This window comes from Streptomyces sp. UC4497, assembly GCF_054871485.1.
This window is the reverse complement of record NZ_JBTYHB010000013.1, coordinates 23443-42740: the sequence shown is the minus strand read 5'-3', so window position 1 is coordinate 42740 and position 19298 is coordinate 23443. Positions and strand designations below refer to the sequence as shown.

The window sequence follows — 19298 nt, the reverse complement described above, 5'->3', positions numbered from 1 at the left end:
CGGGCGACACAGACAGTCGGCCCGCCGCTACCGCCCCCGCTCCTCGGATGTCCCCGCCCGGTACACACTCGGCGGCACCCCGAAGCGTTCGCGGAAGGCGCGGCTGAAGTGGAAGGGGCTCGCGAAGCCCGAGGACCGGGCGACCTGGCCGATGTCCAGGTCGGTGGCGTCCAACAGCTGCTGGGCGTGGCCGAGGCGCGCGGCGCGCACGGCCTGCATCGGCGTGCGGCCGGTCTGCTCGGCGTAGAGGTGCGCGAACCGTGACGGGGACAGGGCGACTTGGCGCGCCAGGGAGCGGACCGTGTGCGGGCCGCCGGGGTCCGCGGCGATGATCGCGTCGGCCTGCCCCATGCGCGGATCGTAGGATGCCGAGGCGGCCCGGCCCGCGGCCGCGGTGCATCCGGTGGCCAGGAGCAGCACCTCCTCGATCGCGCCGAGCGCCAGTTCCCGGCCGGGCCCGGCGGAGGCGATCGCGATGCCCGCCGGGTCCTGGGCGGGCGGCGCCTCCCCGTCGGACCAGCGAGCGTCGGCGTGCAGCCGCCGGAAGGCCGCGTCGACCCGGCCGCGCGCCGCTTCGGGCACGCCCGCGACGCAGTACACCCCGCCGTCCCGGCCGTGCTCGCGCAGCCAGGCGGGCCAGGCCGCGCGCGGCTGGAAGTGCACCCACCAGCCGCCCCAGGAACGTACGGAAGGGTCGGTGCGGTAGGCATGCCGGCGGTGGGCGGGCAGCACGGCGAGGTCACCGGGGCGCTGCGCGACCCAGGGGCCGCTTCCCCGCACCTGGCCACGCCCCTCGGCGGTCCACATGAGCAGCCAGTTGGCGGCGCCCGCGGCGCGGGTCACCCGGTAGTCGGCGGGCTGCGAGAACGGCGAGGCGACGAGCAGCTGCGCCGGCGGGGACGGAGTGTCGGCAGCAGTTTCAGGCAGGTGCGCGCTGGTGCCCGTCATTCGGTGTCCGCCACCCCCGACCGTAGTTTCGGATCAGTCCGCTTCCGCGTGGACCGCGAGTCCGCAGCAGTCCAGCACACGGTCCGTGTGCGCTCAAGAGATGCCCGCCAGACATCCGCCAGACATCCGCCGGAGACCCGACCGCCGAGAGGAACACCCCGTGCAGACCCACGAGTTCGCCGCCCCCGACTCAGTCGCCTTCCAGGAACAGTTCCGCAAGCGTGGCTACGCGATCGCCCCGGCCCTCTTCGACGCCGCCGAAACACGCGAACTCACCGACGAGTTCATGCGCCTGCAGGCCACGGGCCCCGTGCCCGGCCACTTCGAACCCAAGCCGCAGCCGGCCGGCGCCGCCCTCGACCCGCTCCTCGCCTACCCGCGCGTGATGCAGCCGCACCACTTCAACGACCTGGCGAGGCGCCGACTGCTCGACCCGCGCCTCGCGGGCATCCTGACGGGCCTCTTCGGCGAGGAACCGCTCGCCGCGCAGAGCATGTTCTACTTCAAGCCGCCCGGCGCCCGCGGCCAGGCCCTGCACCAGGACAACTTCTATCTGCGGGTCGAACCCGGAACGTGCATCGCCACCTGGGTCGCCCTCGACCACATCGACCGGGACAACGGCGGACTCGAAGTCGTCCCCGGTACCCACCTGATGGACCTGTTCTGCCCCGAGGAGGCGGACGCGAGCGTGTCCTTCGCGCGCGAGTACGTGCCGCCGCCCGCGGGCCTCATCCCCGAGCCCGTCGACATGGCACCCGGCGACGTCCTGTTCTTCAACGGCACGCTGGTGCACGGCTCAGGACCCAACCGCACGGCCGACCGCTTCCGCCGCTCGTTCATCTGCCACTACGTCGGCCGGTCCACCGAGCGCATCGCCGGCTACTACGGCCTGCGGACGATGGACGGGCAGCCGGTGGAGGCGCAGGAGAGCACCGGCGGCGGCCCGTGCGGAACCGAGTTCGCCCCGGCCCCGCACTAGTCACCCAACGACTCACACCGTTAGCCATCCAACGACTCACACCGTTTCCGGCCCCGACCTTCCGTTGATCTTGTCGATGGCCTGGCGGGCCTGCTCACCCGGGGCCCGCCCGTTCGGCACGGACACCGGAAGGGCCGCGGCGCCGGTCTGGGGCGGCTTCGCGTGGGAGGCGGGCGGACGGGAGCGCAGCCGGTGGCTCACCGCCTCGTCCAGCGTCACGGCCCGCTGCGCCCGCGCGGCGAGCCTGCTCGCCTCCTGACCGATCGCGGCGACGTCCTCCCACGTCAGCCGCAACACCACGGCGAGTTCCGCCTCACCGTCCGGCAGTGCGTGCAGCGGTGGTTGGCCGGATTCCGACATCTCTACGGTCCTCCTCCACGCCTCACAGCGCGTAGCGGTCAGTGCGTCGCAGAGAGATACGAACGCCCCGGCGGACCCGTTCAGCCTCCTCGGGACGCGGTGGGCGCGGAAAGGAGGTGAGCGGCGGCGAAGATCCCGATAGCGTCGCCGCCTCAACGCCGCGCAGTCGAGAGGAGCTTGGTGCCATGCGTCCCTGGTTGGAGATGCCCGTACTCAAGGGGGACCTGGTCGCGCTCGAGCCGCTTTCGGCCGCGCACACCGACGATCTGGCTCGTGCGGCCGAAGAAGACCGCGGCCGCTACGGCTTCACGCTCGTTCCCCGCGCCGACCAGGTCGAGTCCTATATCGAGGGCCAGTTCGCCCGTATCGAGCAGGGGCTCGTCCCGTTCGCGCAGATCCGGCGGAGCGACGGTCGCGCGGTGGGGTGCACAGCGTACTGGGACCCGAGGTTCTGGCCGGGCCGGGAGAGAAGGCCGCGCGCCGTCGAGATCGGCTTCACCTGGCTCGGCGCGTCCGCGCAGGGGACCGGGGTCAACGCCGAGGCCAAGTTCCTCCTGATGGCCCACGCCTTCGAGGAGCTCGGAGTGGCACGGGTGGACCTCAAGACCGATGCCCGCAACGAGCGTTCACGCCATGCCCTGTTGGCTCTCGGCGCCACCTTCGAGGGCGTACTGCGCAACTGGTCGATGTCATGGGCGCCGGGGGAGGAGGGCCGGCTGCGGGACTCGGCTATGTACTCCGTCGTCGCCACGGAGTGGCCGCGGGTCAAGGCCCGGCTGACCGAGCGCGTCGCCGGCCACGCGGACGGACATGCGGACGGGCATTCCGCGTGAGACGCGAAAGCGGGGCGGCAGAAAGTTCTGCCGCCCCGCTCTCTCTTGCTGCCGTCAGTCCTTAGGACTGCGGACGGCTGCCGTGGTTGGCGCCGTTCTTGCGGCGGGCCTTCTTCTTACGGCGTCGCTTCGAGGACATCGATACCTCCCAGGGTGTGGTGTTTCTTGTCGTTCTCCCTGGATCTGTCCAGGCAGCGCCCGGGCTCATACCCGTGATCATGCGTGCTTAATGTGTGTTCTGGGTCACATGGGTTTGAGGCTCTGGCGGCCGGAACGGATGAGCCTCGATGTGCTCGCGTACGAGCCCGGCGAAAGCCTCCGCCGCCGCGCTCCGGTAGCCGTCCGCGCGGCTGAGGAGAGCGGCCGTACGCGTGGGCAGGGGAGGGTCGACCGGGAGCGGGGTCAGGTGCGGATGGCCGTGGGTGACCGGGTCGGGGAGGACGGTGGCCAGGCCGGTGCGCTGCACGATGTCGATCAGGGTCTGCAGGGAATTGGCCTCGACCGCGATCAGGGGCCGCACCTGGTGCTCGGCGAAGTACGCGTCGATCCGGCCGCGGGTGGCGAAGTCCCGGCTGAGCAGCGCGAGATGCAGCCGGTCCAGGTCGGCGGCGGCCCACGGTCCGGCATCCGGTTGGCCCGAATCGGCCCCGTTACCCATGACCAGGCTCAGGTTCTCCGTGAACAGCGGCTCCACCGAGATCCCCGGCAACTGACCACCCCGGAAGGCGATCCCCAGGTCGCACGCGTCCGCGAGCAGCTCGGCCTCCAGCCGGTCCTGCGTCAGCTCCCGCACGGCGACCGTGATCCCCGGATGCCTCTCCCGCAGCGCGGCGATGAGTGGGCCGAGCAGGTACGCGGTGAACGTCGGCGTCACCCCCAGGCGCAGATGCCCGCGCGACAGATCCCGTACGTCGTGCAGCGCACGCTCCCCGGCGGCCAGGTCCCGCAGCGCGCGCCGCGCGTGGTCCAGATACGCGCGCCCCGCGTCCGTCGGGCGCACCGTGCGCCCGCTGCGATCGAGGAGCTGCACGCCCAGATTCCGCTCCAGCTGTCTGACCTGCTGGGACAGAGTCGGCTGGGAGATCCGCAGCGCCTCGGCGGCGCGAGTGAACCCCGCGTGCTCGACCACGGCCATGAAGTAGCGCACCTGACGCAGCTCGACGGTCATACCCCCAGCGTAGAAGCAGGTATAGAGAACACCAATACAACCCATGCCCATCGAGTCTTTGACGCTATAGGTCCAGCCGATGCACCGTGAACCCATCGGCCCGCTCCTCCGGAAGTCCTCCGGGAGCCCTCCAGGAGTCTTCCGGGAGCGACCGGATCGGAACAGCAAGAGAAGGAGCTCTCCATGGACGTCAAGGACTTCGCCCAGCGCACCATCGACATCGCCCGCGCCAATGTCGCCGACGGAGGACGCCCCTTCGCCACCGTCATCGTCCAGGGCGCCGAGATCATCGCGGAGAGCCCCAACCAGGTCGCGCAGACCAACGACCCCACGGCCCACGCCGAGATCCTCGCCATCCGCGAGGCCTGCACGAAGCTGGGCACCGAGCACCTCACCGACGCCACGATCTACGTCCTCGCCCACCCGTGCCCGATGTGCCTGGCCGCGCTCTACTACTGCAGCCCCGCCGAGGTCGTCTTCGTCACGACCCGCGAGGAGTACGCCCCGCACTACGTGGACGACCGCAAGTACTTCGAGCTCGACACGTTCTACGGCGAGTTCGCCAAGGACTGGGACGAGCGCCGACTGCCGATGACCTACGAGCCGCACGCCGACGCCGTCGAGGTCTACCGCGAGTGGCAGCGGCGCAACGGCGGCGAGCGCCGCGTCCCCGGCGCCCCCACCGGCTCCTGAAGCCCTGACGGGGCGCGCCCGCCGCCCACCTCCTGCCCGAACAGCGCCCGCTTCCCGACCGAACACCACGGACGACCACATTCGATGACACAGGACTGCGCCCCGGCCACGACCACCGGCGCCTCGTCACCGCCCGCCCCACCGCGCCGCTGGTGGGGTCTGGGTGTGCTCGGGCTCGCCCAGCTGATGATCCTGCTGGACGCGACCATCGTGAACGTCGCGCTGCCCTCCATGCAGCGCGACCTCGCCATGAGCGACGCGGCCCGTCCCTGGGCCATCACCTCGTACACCCTCGCCTTCGGCGGACTGCTCCTGCTGGCGGGCCGGATCGCCGACCTCGTGGGCCGCAAGCGGGTCTTCCTGACCGGCCTGGCCGGCTTCGCCGTCGCCTCCGCGGCCGGCGGCGCGGCCCCGGGCTCCGGGACGTTGTTCGCGGCGCGCGCCCTCCAGGGAGTGTTCGCGGCCCTGCTTGCCGCGAGCGCGCTCGCCCTGATCACGACGACCTTCCCGGACCTCCGCGAACGCCGCCGCGCCATCGCGATCTTCGGCGCGCTCGGCGGTGCGGGTGGCGCCCTCGGTGTCACCCTCGGCGGCGTGCTGACCGAGACCGCGGGCTGGCGCTGGTGCCTGTACGTCAATGTCCTCTTCGCCGGGGCCGTTCTCGCCGGCAGCGTGCTCATGCCGCCCGACACGGCGCCGCGCACCCGCGGTCGCCTCGACGTCCCCGGGGCGCTGCTCGCCTGCGGCGGACTGACCCTGCTCGTCTACGGGTTCAGCGCGGCGGAGCACAGCGGCTGGACGGGCCGGCCCGTGGTGACGGCGCTGTCGGCGGGCCTGGTGCTGCTCGTGCTCTTCGCCTGTTGGCTGCGCAAGGCCCGCACCCCGTTGCTGCCGCCGCGTCTGCTGCGCGATCCGGCCCGGGTGGCGGCCCTCGTGGCGGGGGCCTGCCTGATGGCGGCGCAGCTGTCCCTCTCGCTCTTCCTCACCTTCCACCTGCAGACCGTCCTCGGCTGGTCGGCGGCACGCACCGGCCTCGGCTTCCTGCCGCTGAGCCTGATCACCACGCTGACCGCGACACAGCTCGGCACCCGGCTGCTGCCCCGGCTCGGCGCGCGCGTGATGATGGCGAGCGGCCTGTGCGTCGCCGCGTCGGGCCTGTGGTGGCTCAGCCGCCTGACAGTGAACGCGGACTACGCGACCGGCATCCTGCCCGGACTGGCCCTGTTCGGCATCGGCATGGGCGCCACCTTCCTGGCCCTGATGACCACCGCCACGTCCCACCTGCCGCCCGAGGACTCCGGCATCGCCTCGGCCGCCCTCAACTCGGCCCAACAAGTCGGCGGCTCGATCGGCTCCGCCGTCTTCAACACGGTGGCCGCGGGCGCGGCCGCCGCCTTCGTGGCCCCGCACCGCACCGCGCTCCTGCACGGCTTCACCACGGCGGTGCGCTGGCCGCTGGCGGGCCTGCTCCTGGCCGCGCTCGGCACTGCGGTGCTCGCCCGCCCTCGCCGCACCGGGTAACAGCGCAGCCAGGGGACAAGTAGAGGGAAGACGCCGTACCGCTCGCGCGGGCCGTTAACGTGCGACCGGGCCAGTCCGCGGGCACAGTGGGGAAAAATCTCCTGGAACGGGGCGAACCATGTTCCGCAGCGAGTCCCTCGAGGACGGTCAGGAACTGCTGACCAAGCTCGGTGCCCTCACCGCCCGGGCGCGGGAGCTGGCACAGCTGCAGCGCTCACGCGTCGAACTGGCGGTGGCGCTGCAGCGGGGCATGCTCCCCCGCGACCTGCCCCAGCCCGAGGGCGTCCGCCTCGCCGTGGGCTACATGCCCGCCAACCACGGACTCAACGTCGGCGGCGACTGGTACGACGCCTTCACCATGGCCGACGGCTGCATCGGCCTGTCCATCGGCGACGTCCAGGGGCACAACATCCAGGCGGCCGCGTACATGGGGCAGGTCCGCGTCGTGCTGCGCGCGCTCGCCTCCGTCACCGGAGACCCGGGGGAGCTGCTCGGCCGCACCAACGACCTCCTGGTCTCCCTGGACACGGACCTGTTCGCCACCTGCACCTTCCTGCGGCTCGACCCGGCCAGCGGCACCCTGGAGTGCGCGCGGGCCGGTCACATCCCGCACATCTGGGCCACCGCCGACGGCAGGTCCGGCATCGACGAGGAGGAGGGCGGGCCCCCGCTCGGCGTCCTGGAGGGCGCCACCTTCCCCGTCGCGTGCCACCGGCTGACGACAGGTGGTGTGTTCGTGCTGCCCACCGACGGCGTGGTCGAGGGCCCCTCCCTCGACCTCGACGACGGTCTCGGCCAGGTGCGGCGGCTCGCCGAGGTCACGGCCGCGGCCGGTCTCGGCGTCGACGCACTGGCCGGGGGCGTGATGAAGCTGGCGGATTCGGTGGGCCACGAGGACGACGCCGCCGTCCTCGTCGTCGGCCACGACGTCGGCGCCGCGGTGCGACGCCGGCCGAACGGCTGAGGGGGGCGCGACGTACACGGGCGGGGGGTTTCGCGTGGCCGAGGAGACCCGCTCGGTGTCTGATGGCTGAGTGGTGGTTTCTCGGCGGTTCCGGCCGGCCATGGAGATGGCCCTGAAGGCACTTGTCGTGGCTGCCTGCTATTACGCGGCAGGGCGCCTCGGCCTGCTGGGACAGGTCGGCGTCGAGGGCGTGGTCGTCACCCCCATCTGGCCGCCGACCGGCGTCGCCGTCGCCTCCTTACTGGTGTTCGGCGTGGCGGTCTGGCCCGGCATCGCCCTCGGCTCCTTCCTCGTGATCACCTCCCTCACCACCCCCGACCTCACCTCGATCGTCACCGTCGCGGGCAACACCGCAGGGCCGCTCTGCGCCCTTCTGCTGCTGAGAGGGGTCGGATTCCGGCCCGACGTGTCACGGCTGCGCGACGGGACCAGCCTGGTCTTCCTCGGCGGCCTCGGCGCCATGCTGATCAGCGCGACGGCAGGTGTCGCGCCACAGGTGTGGACGGGGTCGCTGGCCCCGGGGGACTTCCTGCCCGTGTGGCTGGCCTGGTGGGTGGGCGACGCCATGGGTGTGCTGCTCGTGACCCCGCTGCTGCTCGTGCTCTGCCGGGGCACACTCCTGCCCCGTCGGCAGCGGGTGGGGCGCATACCCGTACGACGTTGGGTGGAGGGCGGGTGTCTGGTGGCCGCGGCCCTGTTGCTCGTGCCGTTCGCCGTGCTCGGCTCGCCGAGCATGCTCTTCCTCGTCTTTCCGCTGCTGATCTGGGCGGCGCTGCGGTTCGAGCTGGCCGGAAGCATGCTGTGCGCGCTGTTCGCGTCCGTGCTCACCACGTTCGCGGCGCACCAGGAGCGCGGTACGTTCCTCGACCTGACCAACATCGAGGTCATGACCAAGCTCCAGGCCTTCAACGGAGCCGCCGCGCTGACGGCGCTCCTGCTGTCCGCGCTCGTCACGGAGCAGCGGGCCACCCGGCACTCGGTGCAGAACGCGTGCAACGAACTCGCCGAGCTGCTGGAACACCTCGCCGCGGGCGAGGACCCCACGGAGTCCTCGGGCAGACGCCCGCCCGAGGCCCCCGACGGATGAGCCGGCTCAGGGACGCCGGGCGGTGAGCAGCTCGAAGGGCGGATTGGCCTCGTAGGCGTCCCAGAAACCGGCGGGGAACGCCGCGCGGCCCTCGTCCGAGACGGCCAGTGGCGACCAGGCGACGTCGGTGAAACCGGCCCGGGTCAGGGCCTCGGCGTAGACCTCGCGGCGCGGGAGATTGGCGACGAAGGAGACCGGCTCGGGGTCCAGGAACGCGGTGACACGCACCCGCGGACCCACCTCGACACGGCTCCCCTCCAGCTCGCAGTGGAAGCCGTACGGGCGCGGGCCCGGCCCGTCGAAGTCGTAGTCGGGGCTCTGGTTCAGGGCGTAGAAGGTGCCGCCGGGGCGGACGGCGGCGTGGATGGTGCGGCACATGGCCGTCATCGCGTCGACCGTCTCGGAGTAGTTGAGCAGGTTGACTGCGGTGGCGATGTCGTAGCGCCGCCCGCCGAGCGCGTCGGTCGTGGCGACGTCCCCGACGGCGTACCGCACGCCGAGCGGGTCGGCGCTCTCGATGCGGCGGGCGACGTCGACCATCTCGCCCGAGACGTCGATGCCGCACACCTCGGTGGCGCCGCGCCGCTTGAACAGGCGGCTGTAGAAACCGGTGCCGCACGCGAGGTCGACGACGGACCTGCCGCGCACCTCGCCGACCAGCTCCAGAAAGCTGGGCACCTCCACGTAGCGGGCCAGATGGAGAGCCTTGAAGCCCTCGAATGCCTCGCCGATCCGGTCGTACTGCTGCTCCGCGCTCGTGCTCACGCTGCCTCCCCGTACGGGCTCGGTCATGTCTGCGAGCAGTCTTCTCGCGGCACACCGCCGGGGCCGACTGGCGGGAGCCACAAAGATCGCGGCGCGGGCTCGGGCGCGTGCACAAGGCCCGCGCGCCGGATCCCGGGTGTCAGGAAGGCCGCTCCGACGCACGGCTGCAGTCCGCGCACCGGCCCCACCAGGTGACCTCGGCCTCGTCCACGGTGAAGCCGCTGTCCTCGATCGGGTCGAGGCAGGGGGCCGCGCCGACGGCACAGTCCACGTCCTCAATCCGGCCGCAGGAGCGGCAGACCAGATGGTGGTGGTTGTCGCCCACGCGCAGTTCGAACCGGGCGGGGGAGCCCGCCGGCTCGATGCAGCGCACGAGGTGGACCCGGGTGAGGTCCTCCAGGACGTTGTAGAGGCCCTGACGCGACAGGACCGCGGAGGAGCCCTCCGGCCCGGACGGTCCGATCCGCTCCTCCAGGTCGGCCGCCGACGCGTGCGGCAGGACCTGGAGCGCGGCCAGCACGGCGCGCCGCTGCGCCGTGCTGCGCAGACCCCTGCGCCTGAGGAGCTCGCCCGCGTCCTGGCCCCTCATTACGCGGCCTCGGCGGCCAGGCAGGTGCGGCAGACGACGCGCCGCCCGGCGATGCGGCTGGTCGAGCGGCTCATGCCGTTGGCCCGCTGGATGTGCGTGGCCAGCACGCGCGAGTGGTCGTGGCAGGTGGCCAGGCCGCAGCGGGTGCAGATGCCGATGCCGGTCGAGTCGGGACGGTTTTCCTGCATGCAGTCGTAGCAAGCCATGTGGGGGCCTCCGTGGTGATTTGTTACCGGAGGTGGCAGGCGTCACTGGCTGCGCTGATATGTACCTCGGTTTCTTCCAAGGTACGTCCCAGTTTGGATCGAGTCCAATCTAGGTCCGCTTCACGTACAGGCGGTTGCCCTGCGGCCCGGTCCACTCCAGGCGTACGACACCGGCCATCGCGGCGTCGCCCGACCGCGACGGGTCGGCCCAGTAGCCGAAGGCGGGGTTGCGGAAGAACGTCGCCCACAGGCCGCCGTGGTGGTCCTCGAAGAAGTTGTTGTGCCCGGCGCCGACGCCCGCGGTCCAGCGCTTGGAGTACGGGCCCTCGAAATGGTCGGCCACGGCGACGACGGCGTCGTACTGGTACTGCGTGCGGCCGGTGCCTGCCGGGTCGTAGGCGTAGCGCGTGCTCCCGTCCGCGCCCTCCGAGGTGCGGTCCCATGCCGCGTGCACCAGGAAGTACTTGCCGCCGTACTTGAAGACGTACGCGCCCTCCAGGTACGGCTCCGGGGAGTACGGGGTCTGCTGGAACGCCGGGAGGTTCGTCGTCGGGACGATGTCCTCCATGTCGGGACGGAACTTGGCGTACAGGTTGTTGTGCAGGACCAGCCACGCGTCGTCGCCCTCCGTGTAGAGGCCGCCGTCGATGTGGTGGTACGCACCCGGCTTGATGAACGAGGGGCCGCCGATGAACGCGTCGCCGAACGGCTTGTCGAGATTGCCGTCGACGAGCCGGTAGGGGCCCTCGACCCCGCCGTCGCTCACCAGCATGAAGGAGCCGACCAGCTTGGAGTGGTCGCCCATGCACGCGACGATGTACCACTTGCCGCGGAAGCGGTGCAGCTCGGGCGCCCAGGCGTTGGCGCGCTTGCCGAACTGCTCGTCGTGCCAGTACTCCTGCCACGGCGCGACCACCGTGCGCCCCGGCCGGTTCTCGTCCACGAACTCCGGCGACCACACCTTGCCGCGTTCGGCGCCGGGCCGAATGCCGGTGGTGTCGGCGAGGCGCCACGGGCCGTGCAGCGACGGGGCGGTCCACACGAAGATGCCGTCGTTCCAGGGCCCGGCCGCCGAGAGCCCTGGCACCCGGGTGGTGCCGGTGGCCACGTAGAGCGGACGGCCGTCGACGACGAAGCAGTTGACGTAGGTGTCGCGCATCCAGACACGCCCCAACTCCTTGTCACGCGGCCGCAGTTCGAGCGGCAGGACGAAGGAGTTGTCCTCGCGCGGCCAGAGGTCCTTGCGGGTGTCCGCGAGCCCGTACGGTTCGAGGGCGGGCCAGTTGGGCGGATACGGCCGCCCCGCCGCGGGCCGGGTCGGCCGTGCGGGCTGTGCGAGCGCGGAGCCCGCGGGGAGCGCCACCGCGCCCATGGTTCCGGCGATGCCGGCCAGCACTCCGCGGCGGCCGATGTGCGCTGCGTTCGTCTCGTCCCGGGTCATCAGGCGTGGCTCCTCGGCTGGTCGGTCTCGGGTGTGTGCAGCATGCTTCAGCGGGTTCACGATTTAAGTCAAGAGCACCTACATAAATGGGTGCGAGAGTGCCGGTCCGACGGCGACGAGGGTGCTGGTCAGCGGCGAATGTTGCAGTCGTGTGGCGTTCCCCGAACGTGACGTGACCCGGTCGCCTCCGGCGTCCTTCTGCGTCGTCGCAGGTCAAGTCCATTGCGGGGGAGTGGTGTTGAAGAAAGGAGTGTCGCGAGTATTTCGTTCCGACTCATTGACGAAAATCGTCGGCCCTCACATGCTGTGCGGCATGCACGAACACGACGGCCCGCTGACGCGGCTCCGGCGCGGCCACGAGCAGTCCGTTCTCGAGCTGCTGCGCAAGCAGGGCCCGCTGAGCCGCGCCGAGTTGAGCACCCGCAGCGGGCTCTCCCGCACCACGCTCCACGACATCGTCGCCGCCCTGGTGGGCAGTGGCGCCGTGGTAGCCAGCACTCCGCAGGTGGAAACGCGCAAGCGCGGCCGCCCGGTGGAGAAGCTCAGCCTCAACCCGGCAGCGGGTGAGGCGGTCGGCATCGACTTCGCGCGCCGCGCCGTGCACGTCGCGGCCGTCAACTTCGCCCATGAAGTGGTCGGTTCGGCGAGCGAGTCACACGCCCCGGACCTCTCCTGGCCCGAACGCGTCGAGCACGCGGAACGGCTCCTCGACGCCCTGGCCACCGGCCCGCCCGATGCCGATGAGGGCGGGACCGGTGGTCAGGGCCCGTCCTCCGGCGTGCACCTCGACGCACTCACCGCGATCGGGGTCGGCGTCGTCGGCCCGATCGCCGACCCCGGCAGCGAACACGCCCACGCCCAGGGCATCGACGGCCTGCCCGACCTGCTGCGCAAACGGTTCGGTGTGCCGGTCCTGCTGGACAACAACACCCGGCTCGCCGCCCTCGCCGAAGCGGTCTGGGGCGCGGCGGCCGACAGCAGCGACGTGCTCTACCTGCGCCTGTCGCACGGTGTCGGCGGCGGCCTGGTCGTGGGCGGCGCCCTGCACCGCGGCCGCTACGGTCTGTCCGGCGAGTTCGGACACATCACCGTGGACCCGGTGGGCGGCCGCACCTGCGAGTGCGGCGGCACCGGCTGCCTGGAGACCCGCGCCTCGCTCGACGCCGTACTGAGCCGCTACCGCGAATCCGGCGGACAGGCCGAGGACCTCGCCGGATTCCTCGAAGCGGTCGCCGCCGCCGAACCGACAGCCCTGGCGGTCCTTGAACACGTCGGCAGCGACGTCGGCGGCGTCCTGGCCGCCGTCTGCCACGTCGTCGGCGCGGGCGTCATCGTCGTCGGCGGCGAACTCGCCGAGGCGGGACCCGCCCTCCTCGACCCGGTCGAACGCGCCCTGCGCCGACACCTGATGCCGATGGCCCAGCACCACGTGGACCTGCGCCGCGCGAAGCTCGGCGAGGCCGGCAGCGCGCTCGGCGGCATCGCCCTCGTCCTCCACGAATCCCCCCTGCTCACCCAGTACCCGCAGCCCGTCTCCGAGGAGCACGCGTGAAGCCATCAGCGAGGAACCCATGGCTGTGATCACCCCCGCTCAGAAGACCACCGCCGAGACCCGGCGGCAGCAACCGCGCCGCGGCCGCGGCCGACCCCTGATCCTGAACGTCGTAGCCGTGGCGGCAGGCATCGCCGTATGGGCCGTCGTGGCAGCCATGGGCTGGGTCGAGAACCTGCCCACACCGGCGGCCGTGGCCGCGAAGGCCGGCACCATGATCTCCGACGGCACCCTGGCCGACGACACTCTCGCGAGCCTGCGCCGGGTTCTGTTCGGCTACGCCCTCGGCGTGCTCGCGGCGGTGCCGATCGGCTTCCTGATGGGCTGGTACCCGACGGTGCGCGCCCTGGTCGAGCCGTACATCCAGTTCTTCCGCACCATCCCGCCGCTCGCGCTGATCCCGCTGGCCGTGGTGCTCCTCGGTATCGGCGAGGTGCCGAAGATCGCCGTGATCTTCCTGGCGTCGTTCATGGCCTGCGTCGTCTCCTCCTTCCAGGGGGTCGTCGACGTCGACAAGACACTGATCAACGCGGCCCGGGTGCTCGGCGCCTCGGACCGGACCATCTTCGCCAAGGTGGTCGTCCCCGCCTCCACACCCTTCATCCTCGTCGGCATGCGCATCGGTCTCGGCGCGTCCTGGGCGACCGTGGTCGCCGCCGAACTCATCGGCGCGCAGGAGGGGTTGGGCTACCGGATGCAGAAGGCGTCCACCTGGTTCGAAATGGACACGATCTTCGTGTCCCTGATCACTATCGGTGTGCTCGGACTCGTCATGGACCGGCTACTGCTGCTGGCCGAACGGCGACTCACCGGCTGGCAGGAGCGTCGATGAACAGCAAGATCAGTTTCCGTGAAGTGGTGAAGACCTTTCCGCTGAAGGGTTCCACCTTCACCGCACTGAACGGCATCAGCCTCGACATCGCCGATCAGGAGTTCGTCACGGTCGTCGGTCCCTCGGGATGCGGCAAGTCCACCCTGATGAGCATGGCCGCCGGACTCCAGGAACCCGACTCGGGCGCCGTCCTGGTCGACGGCACACCCGTGTCCGGGCCGGGACCCGACCGGGGTGTGATCTTCCAGCAGTACGCACTGTTCCCGTGGCTGACGGTCCGCCAGAACGTGGAGTTCGGCCTCAAGTTGGCCTCCGTGCCCACCGCGGAGCGCCGCCGTCGCGCCGCGGCGGCCATCGCCCTCGTCGGCCTCGACGAGTTCGCCGACGCCCTGCCCAAGACGCTGTCCGGCGGAATGAAGCAGCGCTGCGCCATCGCCCGCGCCTACGCGGTCGACCCCCAAGTCCTGCTGATGGACGAGCCGTTCGGCGCGCTCGACGCCCTGACCCGGGTGCAGCTGCAGGACCAGCTCCTCGCGACCTGGAGCCAGGAGAAGCGCACCGTCCTGTTCATCACCCACGACGTGGACGAGGCGGTCTACCTCGCCAGCCGCGTCGTCGTGATGGCCGCGAGGCCCGGCCGTATCCACCGCGTCGTCCAGGTAGATCTGCCCTACCCGCGCACCGAACAGATCCGCCTGTCACCCGAGTTCCGGCGCATCCGCAACGAGGTGTGGACCTCGGTCTACCACCAGGACGCACCGGCCGACGCCGCCTGACACACCATCACCCGCACTCTCCCGCCCCGTAGCTCACGCGCACCACCCGAGAGGACTTCCAGCATGCCCAGAAGCAGGATCAGGCGCACCACGCTCACGGCGCTGCCCGCCGCCCTGATGCTCCCGCTCTCCGTCACCGCCTGCTCGGGCAGCGGCTCGGGGGACGACAACACGGTCCGCTTCGGCTACATCGCCGACTACAACGGCGCCAGCCTGCTCGCGATCGCCGAGAAGCAGGGCCTGTGGAAGAAGGCGGACCTCACCGCGAAGGTGAAGGCGTTCAACAACGGTCCGGTGCAGATCCAGGCGCTCAGCGCCGACAGCCTCGACTACGGCTACATCGGTCCCGGCGCCATGTGGCTGCCCGCCTCCGGCAAGTCCAAGGTCATCGCCATCGACACCCTCACCTACGCGGACCGTGTCATCGGCCAGCCCGGCATGAAGTCCATGAAGGACCTCAAGGGCAAGCGGGTCGGCGTCCCCGAAGGCACCTCCGGGGACATGATCCTCAACATCGCGCTGGCGAAGGCCGGGATGACCACGAAGGACATCACCAAGGTCAACATGGACCCGTCCACCATCGTCTCCGCCTTCTCCTCAGGAAAGATCGACGGCGCCGGCTTCTTCTACCCCGCCATCGACACCATCAGGAAGAAGGTCCCCGGCCTGCACGAGATAGCGAGCACCAAGGACACCAAGGACTCCTTCCCCACCGCGTTCGTCGCCGGCAACAAGGTGCCCGAGGCCAAGAACAAGAAGGTCATCAAGGTGCTCCAGCAGGCCAACGACTGGCGCCAGGAACACCCCGAGGAGACCATCAAGCTCACCGCCAAGATGCTCCAGGTCACCGAGGCCCAGGCCAAGGCCGACGCCTCCCACGTCGAAACGCTCTCCACGAAGGACCTGGTCACCAAGACCAAGAGCGGAGAGGTGGACACCTGGCTGAAGAAGCTCGGCGACTTCTTCGTCCGCAACAAGCAACTGGACGACAACACCGACCCGGGGAAGTATTACGTGGCCGATCTGTACTCGGAGACGTACGCCAAGTAGGGGAGCGCCGACGCATGACACCCGTTCCAGCACTCCAGGTCACCTCGCTGACGACCACCGCCATCAAGGGACTTGGGGTGGTGCGGCGCGACGAGGTCGAGCTGACGAGAACGGGGGTCGCGGGCGACCGGGCCTTCCTCATGGTGGACGCGGAGGGCAACCTGCTGTCCATGACCCGCACGGGAGCCTGGGCCGAATACACCGCCCACTACGTGGCGGAGTCCGGCGTCCTGACCGTGAACTGCCCCGACGGCGCGGCGGCCACCGGCGAGGTGCGCCTCGGTGACGCGCTGGAGGTCGACTTCTTCCGGCACCACAAGGTGACCGGGCGCGTGGTCGAGGGACCGTGGGCCGAGCTCTTCTCGGACCGTGTGGGGCAACGGGTGCGGCTGGTGCGCCCTGATGCCGACAACGGCGGAGTGGATCTGCGGCCCGTCACGCTCCTCGGTGATGCCTCCGTGGACGAACTGGCCCGCAGGTCCGGGCTCGACGCGGTCGACAAACGGCGCTTTCGTATGACGCTCGGCTTCTCCGGCGGCGAACCCCACGCCGAGGACAGCTGGGAGGGGCGGACGGTGCGCGTCGGCGGCGCCGTACTGCGCGTCGAGGGCCCGGTGAAGCGGTGCGGCGCGGTGAACCGCGACCCGGTCGACGGCTCCGGGGGAGTGCGGACACTGTCCCTGATCAAGGGGTACCGGGGGCTGGGCGAGAGCACCTTGGGCCGCGGCGTGCTGTTCGGCGTGTACGCGGACGTGGTGACACCGGGCCGGATCGCGGTCGGCGACACACTGGAACTGGAGGCGGCCCCGGCGGCGCCGAGCCACTGAGCCGGCTCGCTGACGCCACCCACCTTCTTCAGGACATCCGCGGCGGCGCCACCTTCACGACACCAGCAGCAGCGGCGCACCCTCAGAGCACTCGCAGCGCCGCCCCCTCAAGACACCCGCGGCCCCGCCGTCGACGCGCGGAGCACCGGCGCCGCGGGCACCCGGGACGTCACCGTGCGCCGCTGCCCGTCGATCAGTTCGTGGAGGCGGGTGACGGCGAGCGTGCCGACCTCCCGCAACGGCACGTCCAGCGCGGTCACCGGCGGAGTCGTCGCCCCGAGCGTGCTCAGGTCGTCGGCCGCCGCCAGGCTGATGTCCTCGGGAACGCGCCGCCCGGTCGCACCGAGCCCGTGCAACAGGCCCAGCGCGAGATAGCTGTTGTACGCGAGAACGGCCGTGGCCGCGCCCGGCAGGGTGCGCGAAGCCTCGATGCCCGCGTCGAACGTGGGCGGCAGCGGCCCCAGCACATGGACGCGGGCGCCCGCCTCGGAAGCCTGCGCGGTGAGCGCCGCGCGCCGCTGCTCGTCCGCCCAGGAGCCCGCGGGCCCGGACACGTAGGCGATCTCGCGGTGGCCGAGATCCAGCAGATGGCCGAGGAGTTCGGCCAGGCCCGCCGCGGTGTCGGCGACGACGGCGGGCAGCCGTCCCACCTGACGGTCGACGAGCACCAGCGGCCGACGCTTGAACCGCTCGCGCAGCGCCGCGTCCGTGCCCACCGGAGTCACCATGATCAGCCCGTCGGCCTGCTCGGACAGCCGGTCGGCGAGCGCGGCCTCGCGCTCCGCGTCGTACTCGGACACCGCGATGAGCAGATGGCTCTCGGTGTCCTCCGCCGCCTGCTGCGCGCCGATGACCAGGGGAGCGAAGAAGGGGTTGGAGAGCGTCGGCACGATCAGGCCGATCAGCCCCGTGCGCCCGGTGGTCAGGGCGCGGGCCGCCGCGTTGGGCTGAAAGCCCAGCCGGTCCGCGGCTTCCCGCACCCGAAGCCGCGTTCCCTCCGCGACCATGTCGGGGCGCTGCAACGCCCGCGAGGCGGTGGCCTTCGACACCCCCGCCGCGTGCGCCACGTCCATGAGTGTCGCCACTGTTGCCCCCTGCTGCCCGCGTCGCGTGTGCCGTTCGGCCTTCGGCCCGAGTCACCAGTTGTTCCGAGGAACTGCCCGGGCCGCTGTTCACTTTCCCTTTATGCCGTGTCATGATACCTGCAACCGGTCTCTGCAACCGGTTGCAGAGACTGGTTGCAGAGACCGTACCCAGCCGGGTGCCCGCACGCCCCGCGCACTTTTCGCGCCGACGTCGCCGCAGACCCCTGCCCACCCCTCATCCCGCCGAGGTCCCCATGTCCACCACCGCTCCGCCGTCCGGCGAGCAGGCCGACGCCGCCCCCGAGTCCTCGTCACTCGTCGAGCGGCTCTTCCGTGTCCGCGGCCGCGGCAGCACCCCGCGCACGGAACTCGTCGCCGGCGCCTCGATGTTCATGGCTGCCGCCTACGCCGTCGTCGTGGTCCCCGGCCAACTGGCGGGCGCGGGCGTGCCGCACGGCGCCGCGACCACCGCCGTCATCATCGCCATCGCGCTGGCGACCCTGGCGATGGGCCTCATCGCCAACCTGCCGTTCGTCGTCGCGCCCGGCCTCGGCGGGGTGGCGCTGATCGCCTTCACCATCGTCGGCCAGGACCACGTCCCGTGGGACACGGCGCTCGGCATGGTGTTCTGGTCCGGCGTCGCCTTCCTGGTGCTGACCCTGCTCGGCATCCGTGACCTCGTCACGCGCCTGATGCCGATGAACCTCAAGTACGCCATCAGCGGCGGCCTCGGCCTCTACATCGCCCTCATCGGCTTCCGCGACGCCGACCTTGTCGTGGGCAACGCCGACAAGGCCGCCCTCGCCGTCGGTGACCTGTCGAAGCCCGCCGGGCTGCTCGCGCTGGGCGGTCTGCTGCTGCTCACCGCGCTCGCCTCGCGCAAGGTGCCCGGCGCGTTCCTCATCACCATCGCGGCCGTCACGATCGTCGGCATCCCCCTCGGGGTCACGGACGTCCCCGACAGCCTCTTCGCCGCCCCCGACTCGCCCGGGCCGCTGCTCTTCCACATCGACATCCTCGGGGCGCTCAAGCCCGAGTACTTCCCGTACATCTTCGCCTTCTTCGTGTCCGAGTTCTTCTCCATGACCGGCACCCTCCTCGCCGTCTCGGGGCGCGCCGGGCTGCTCGACAAGGACGGCAACATCCCCGGCTCCCGCCGCCCCTTCCTCGTCGACTCGGTGTCCGTGATGGGCGGTTCGGCCGTCGGCGCCCCGTCGATGACGGCCTACCTGGAGTCGTCGGCCGCGGCCGACGCGGGAGGCAAGACCGGCCTCGCCTCCGTGTGGGCGGCGTGCGGCTTCGGACTGCTGCTGCTCGTCACGCCGTTCGCGACGCTGATCCCCTCGGCGGCCACCGCGCCCGTGCTGATCTACATCGGCCTGAACATGCTCGGCGCCCTCAAGAACGTCGACTTCAAGGATCCGACCAACGCGATCCCGGCGGCCCTCACCGTCGCCACCACGCTGTTCTTCGGCAACTTCGGCACCGGCATCGCGGTCGGGCTCGCGGCCCACGTCCTCGTCAAGACGGTCAGCGGCCGGGTACGCGAGGTGCCCTGGCCGCTGTGGATCGTCATGGTCCCGCTGGGCTACTACTTCTACACACTCGTCCCGTGACGGCGC

General features: G+C 71.2%; 21 protein-coding genes. 12 read left to right on the top strand and 9 right to left on the bottom strand.

Annotation, left to right across the window (positions count from 1 at the left end):
• Window positions 1-27: 27 nt before the first annotated feature.
• On the bottom strand, window positions 28-948 hold the full coding sequence (locus ACYSUO_RS19850) for a helix-turn-helix domain-containing protein (protein WP_461777500.1): 921 nt from the start codon (window positions 946-948) through the stop codon (window positions 28-30).
• A gap of 160 nt (window positions 949-1108) precedes the next feature.
• Between ACYSUO_RS19850 and ACYSUO_RS19845 the strand changes: the two genes are divergently transcribed.
• Window positions 1109-1927 carry a phytanoyl-CoA dioxygenase family protein gene (locus ACYSUO_RS19845; protein ID WP_461777499.1) on the top strand — a complete coding sequence of 273 codons (819 nt, stop codon included), beginning with the start codon at window positions 1109-1111 and terminating at the stop codon, window positions 1925-1927.
• A gap of 36 nt (window positions 1928-1963) precedes the next feature.
• Here the strand turns inward: ACYSUO_RS19845 and ACYSUO_RS19840 are convergent, their stop codons facing one another.
• Window positions 1964-2287, bottom strand: a complete 324-nt coding sequence (locus tag ACYSUO_RS19840; protein WP_461777498.1) for a hypothetical protein — start codon at window positions 2285-2287, stop codon at window positions 1964-1966.
• 185 nt (window positions 2288-2472) lie between these two features.
• On the opposite strand from ACYSUO_RS19840, the gene ACYSUO_RS19835 reads away from it, so the two are divergent.
• Window positions 2473-3120 carry a GNAT family N-acetyltransferase gene (locus ACYSUO_RS19835; protein WP_461777497.1) on the top strand — a complete coding sequence of 216 codons (648 nt, stop codon included), beginning with the start codon at window positions 2473-2475 and terminating at the stop codon, window positions 3118-3120.
• Window positions 3121-3181: 61 nt separating this feature from the next.
• Here the strand turns inward: ACYSUO_RS19835 and ACYSUO_RS19830 are convergent, their stop codons facing one another.
• Together ACYSUO_RS19830 and cynR are read right to left on the bottom strand one after the other, a co-directional pair.
• Entirely contained in the window at window positions 3182-3259 is a 78-nt protein-coding gene (locus tag ACYSUO_RS19830) for a 50S ribosomal protein bL37 (protein ID WP_370443954.1), read from the bottom strand.
• Between the two features lie 87 nt (window positions 3260-3346).
• On the bottom strand, window positions 3347-4288 hold the full coding sequence (cynR, locus tag ACYSUO_RS19825; RefSeq protein ID WP_461777496.1) for a transcriptional regulator CynR: 942 nt from the start codon (window positions 4286-4288) through the stop codon (window positions 3347-3349).
• A 183-nt stretch (window positions 4289-4471) separates the two neighbouring features.
• Here cynR and ACYSUO_RS19820 point away from each other — a divergent pair, with 183 nt between their 5' ends.
• The 4 genes from ACYSUO_RS19820 (at window position 4472) to ACYSUO_RS19805 (ending at window position 8553) form a co-directional block, all read left to right on the top strand.
• Entirely contained in the window at window positions 4472-4981 is a 510-nt protein-coding gene (locus ACYSUO_RS19820) for a nucleoside deaminase (RefSeq protein WP_461777495.1), read from the top strand.
• An 84-nt stretch (window positions 4982-5065) separates the two neighbouring features.
• Window positions 5066-6502: an MFS transporter gene (locus ACYSUO_RS19815; RefSeq protein WP_461777494.1), complete on the top strand. Its 1437-nt coding sequence runs from the start codon at window positions 5066-5068 to the stop codon at window positions 6500-6502.
• A gap of 118 nt (window positions 6503-6620) precedes the next feature.
• Window positions 6621-7466, top strand: a complete 846-nt coding sequence (locus tag ACYSUO_RS19810) for a PP2C family protein-serine/threonine phosphatase (protein WP_461777493.1) — start codon at window positions 6621-6623, stop codon at window positions 7464-7466.
• A gap of 100 nt (window positions 7467-7566) precedes the next feature.
• On the top strand, window positions 7567-8553 hold the full coding sequence (locus tag ACYSUO_RS19805) for an MASE1 domain-containing protein (RefSeq protein ID WP_461777492.1): 987 nt from the start codon (window positions 7567-7569) through the stop codon (window positions 8551-8553).
• Window positions 8554-8559: 6 nt separating this feature from the next.
• Here ACYSUO_RS19805 and ACYSUO_RS19800 read toward each other — a convergent pair whose 3' ends face one another.
• From ACYSUO_RS19800 to ACYSUO_RS19785, 4 genes are all read right to left on the bottom strand, one after another.
• The gene (locus ACYSUO_RS19800; protein WP_461777491.1) at window positions 8560-9318 is read right to left on the bottom strand and encodes a class I SAM-dependent methyltransferase; all 759 of its coding nucleotides are present in this window, start codon (window positions 9316-9318) and stop codon (window positions 8560-8562) included.
• 139 nt (window positions 9319-9457) lie between these two features.
• A complete protein-coding gene (locus ACYSUO_RS19795) occupies window positions 9458-9907 on the bottom strand; it encodes a Fur family transcriptional regulator (RefSeq protein WP_461777490.1) in 450 nt (149 codons plus the stop codon).
• A complete protein-coding gene (locus ACYSUO_RS19790) occupies window positions 9907-10113 on the bottom strand; it encodes a DUF2180 family protein (RefSeq protein WP_461777489.1) in 207 nt (68 codons plus the stop codon). Before ACYSUO_RS19790 ends, ACYSUO_RS19795 begins: the two co-directional genes overlap by 1 nt.
• A gap of 109 nt (window positions 10114-10222) precedes the next feature.
• Window positions 10223-11554 (bottom strand): family 43 glycosylhydrolase, encoded by a 1332-nt coding sequence (locus ACYSUO_RS19785; protein ID WP_461777488.1) that lies wholly within the window; start codon window positions 11552-11554, stop codon window positions 10223-10225.
• 301 nt (window positions 11555-11855) lie between these two features.
• Here ACYSUO_RS19785 and ACYSUO_RS19780 point away from each other — a divergent pair, with 301 nt between their 5' ends.
• The 5 genes from ACYSUO_RS19780 to ACYSUO_RS19760 all read left to right on the top strand — a co-directional run bounded on the left by ACYSUO_RS19780 (window position 11856) and on the right by ACYSUO_RS19760 (window position 16591).
• The gene (locus tag ACYSUO_RS19780) at window positions 11856-13106 is read left to right on the top strand and encodes an ROK family transcriptional regulator (RefSeq protein WP_461777487.1); all 1251 of its coding nucleotides are present in this window, start codon (window positions 11856-11858) and stop codon (window positions 13104-13106) included.
• A gap of 19 nt (window positions 13107-13125) precedes the next feature.
• Window positions 13126-13938, top strand: coding sequence for an ABC transporter permease (locus ACYSUO_RS19775; RefSeq protein WP_461777486.1), 813 nt, complete (start codon window positions 13126-13128; stop codon window positions 13936-13938).
• Window positions 13935-14714, top strand: coding sequence for an ABC transporter ATP-binding protein (locus ACYSUO_RS19770; RefSeq protein ID WP_461777484.1), 780 nt, complete (start codon window positions 13935-13937; stop codon window positions 14712-14714). The genes ACYSUO_RS19775 and ACYSUO_RS19770 overlap by 4 nt, the downstream gene beginning before the upstream one ends.
• Before the next feature lie 63 nt (window positions 14715-14777).
• Window positions 14778-15764 (top strand): aliphatic sulfonate ABC transporter substrate-binding protein, encoded by a 987-nt coding sequence (locus tag ACYSUO_RS19765; protein WP_461777483.1) that lies wholly within the window; start codon window positions 14778-14780, stop codon window positions 15762-15764.
• 14 nt (window positions 15765-15778) lie between these two features.
• Complete coding sequence (locus tag ACYSUO_RS19760) at window positions 15779-16591, top strand: MOSC domain-containing protein (protein WP_461777482.1); 813 nt, start codon at window positions 15779-15781, stop codon at window positions 16589-16591.
• A 107-nt stretch (window positions 16592-16698) separates the two neighbouring features.
• Here ACYSUO_RS19760 and ACYSUO_RS19755 read toward each other — a convergent pair whose 3' ends face one another.
• Complete coding sequence (locus ACYSUO_RS19755; RefSeq protein ID WP_461777481.1) at window positions 16699-17676, bottom strand: LacI family DNA-binding transcriptional regulator; 978 nt, start codon at window positions 17674-17676, stop codon at window positions 16699-16701.
• A 254-nt stretch (window positions 17677-17930) separates the two neighbouring features.
• Here ACYSUO_RS19755 and ACYSUO_RS19750 point away from each other — a divergent pair, with 254 nt between their 5' ends.
• Window positions 17931-19292 (top strand): NCS2 family permease, encoded by a 1362-nt coding sequence (locus ACYSUO_RS19750; RefSeq protein ID WP_461777480.1) that lies wholly within the window; start codon window positions 17931-17933, stop codon window positions 19290-19292.
• The last annotated feature ends 6 nt before the right edge of the window (window positions 19293-19298 follow it).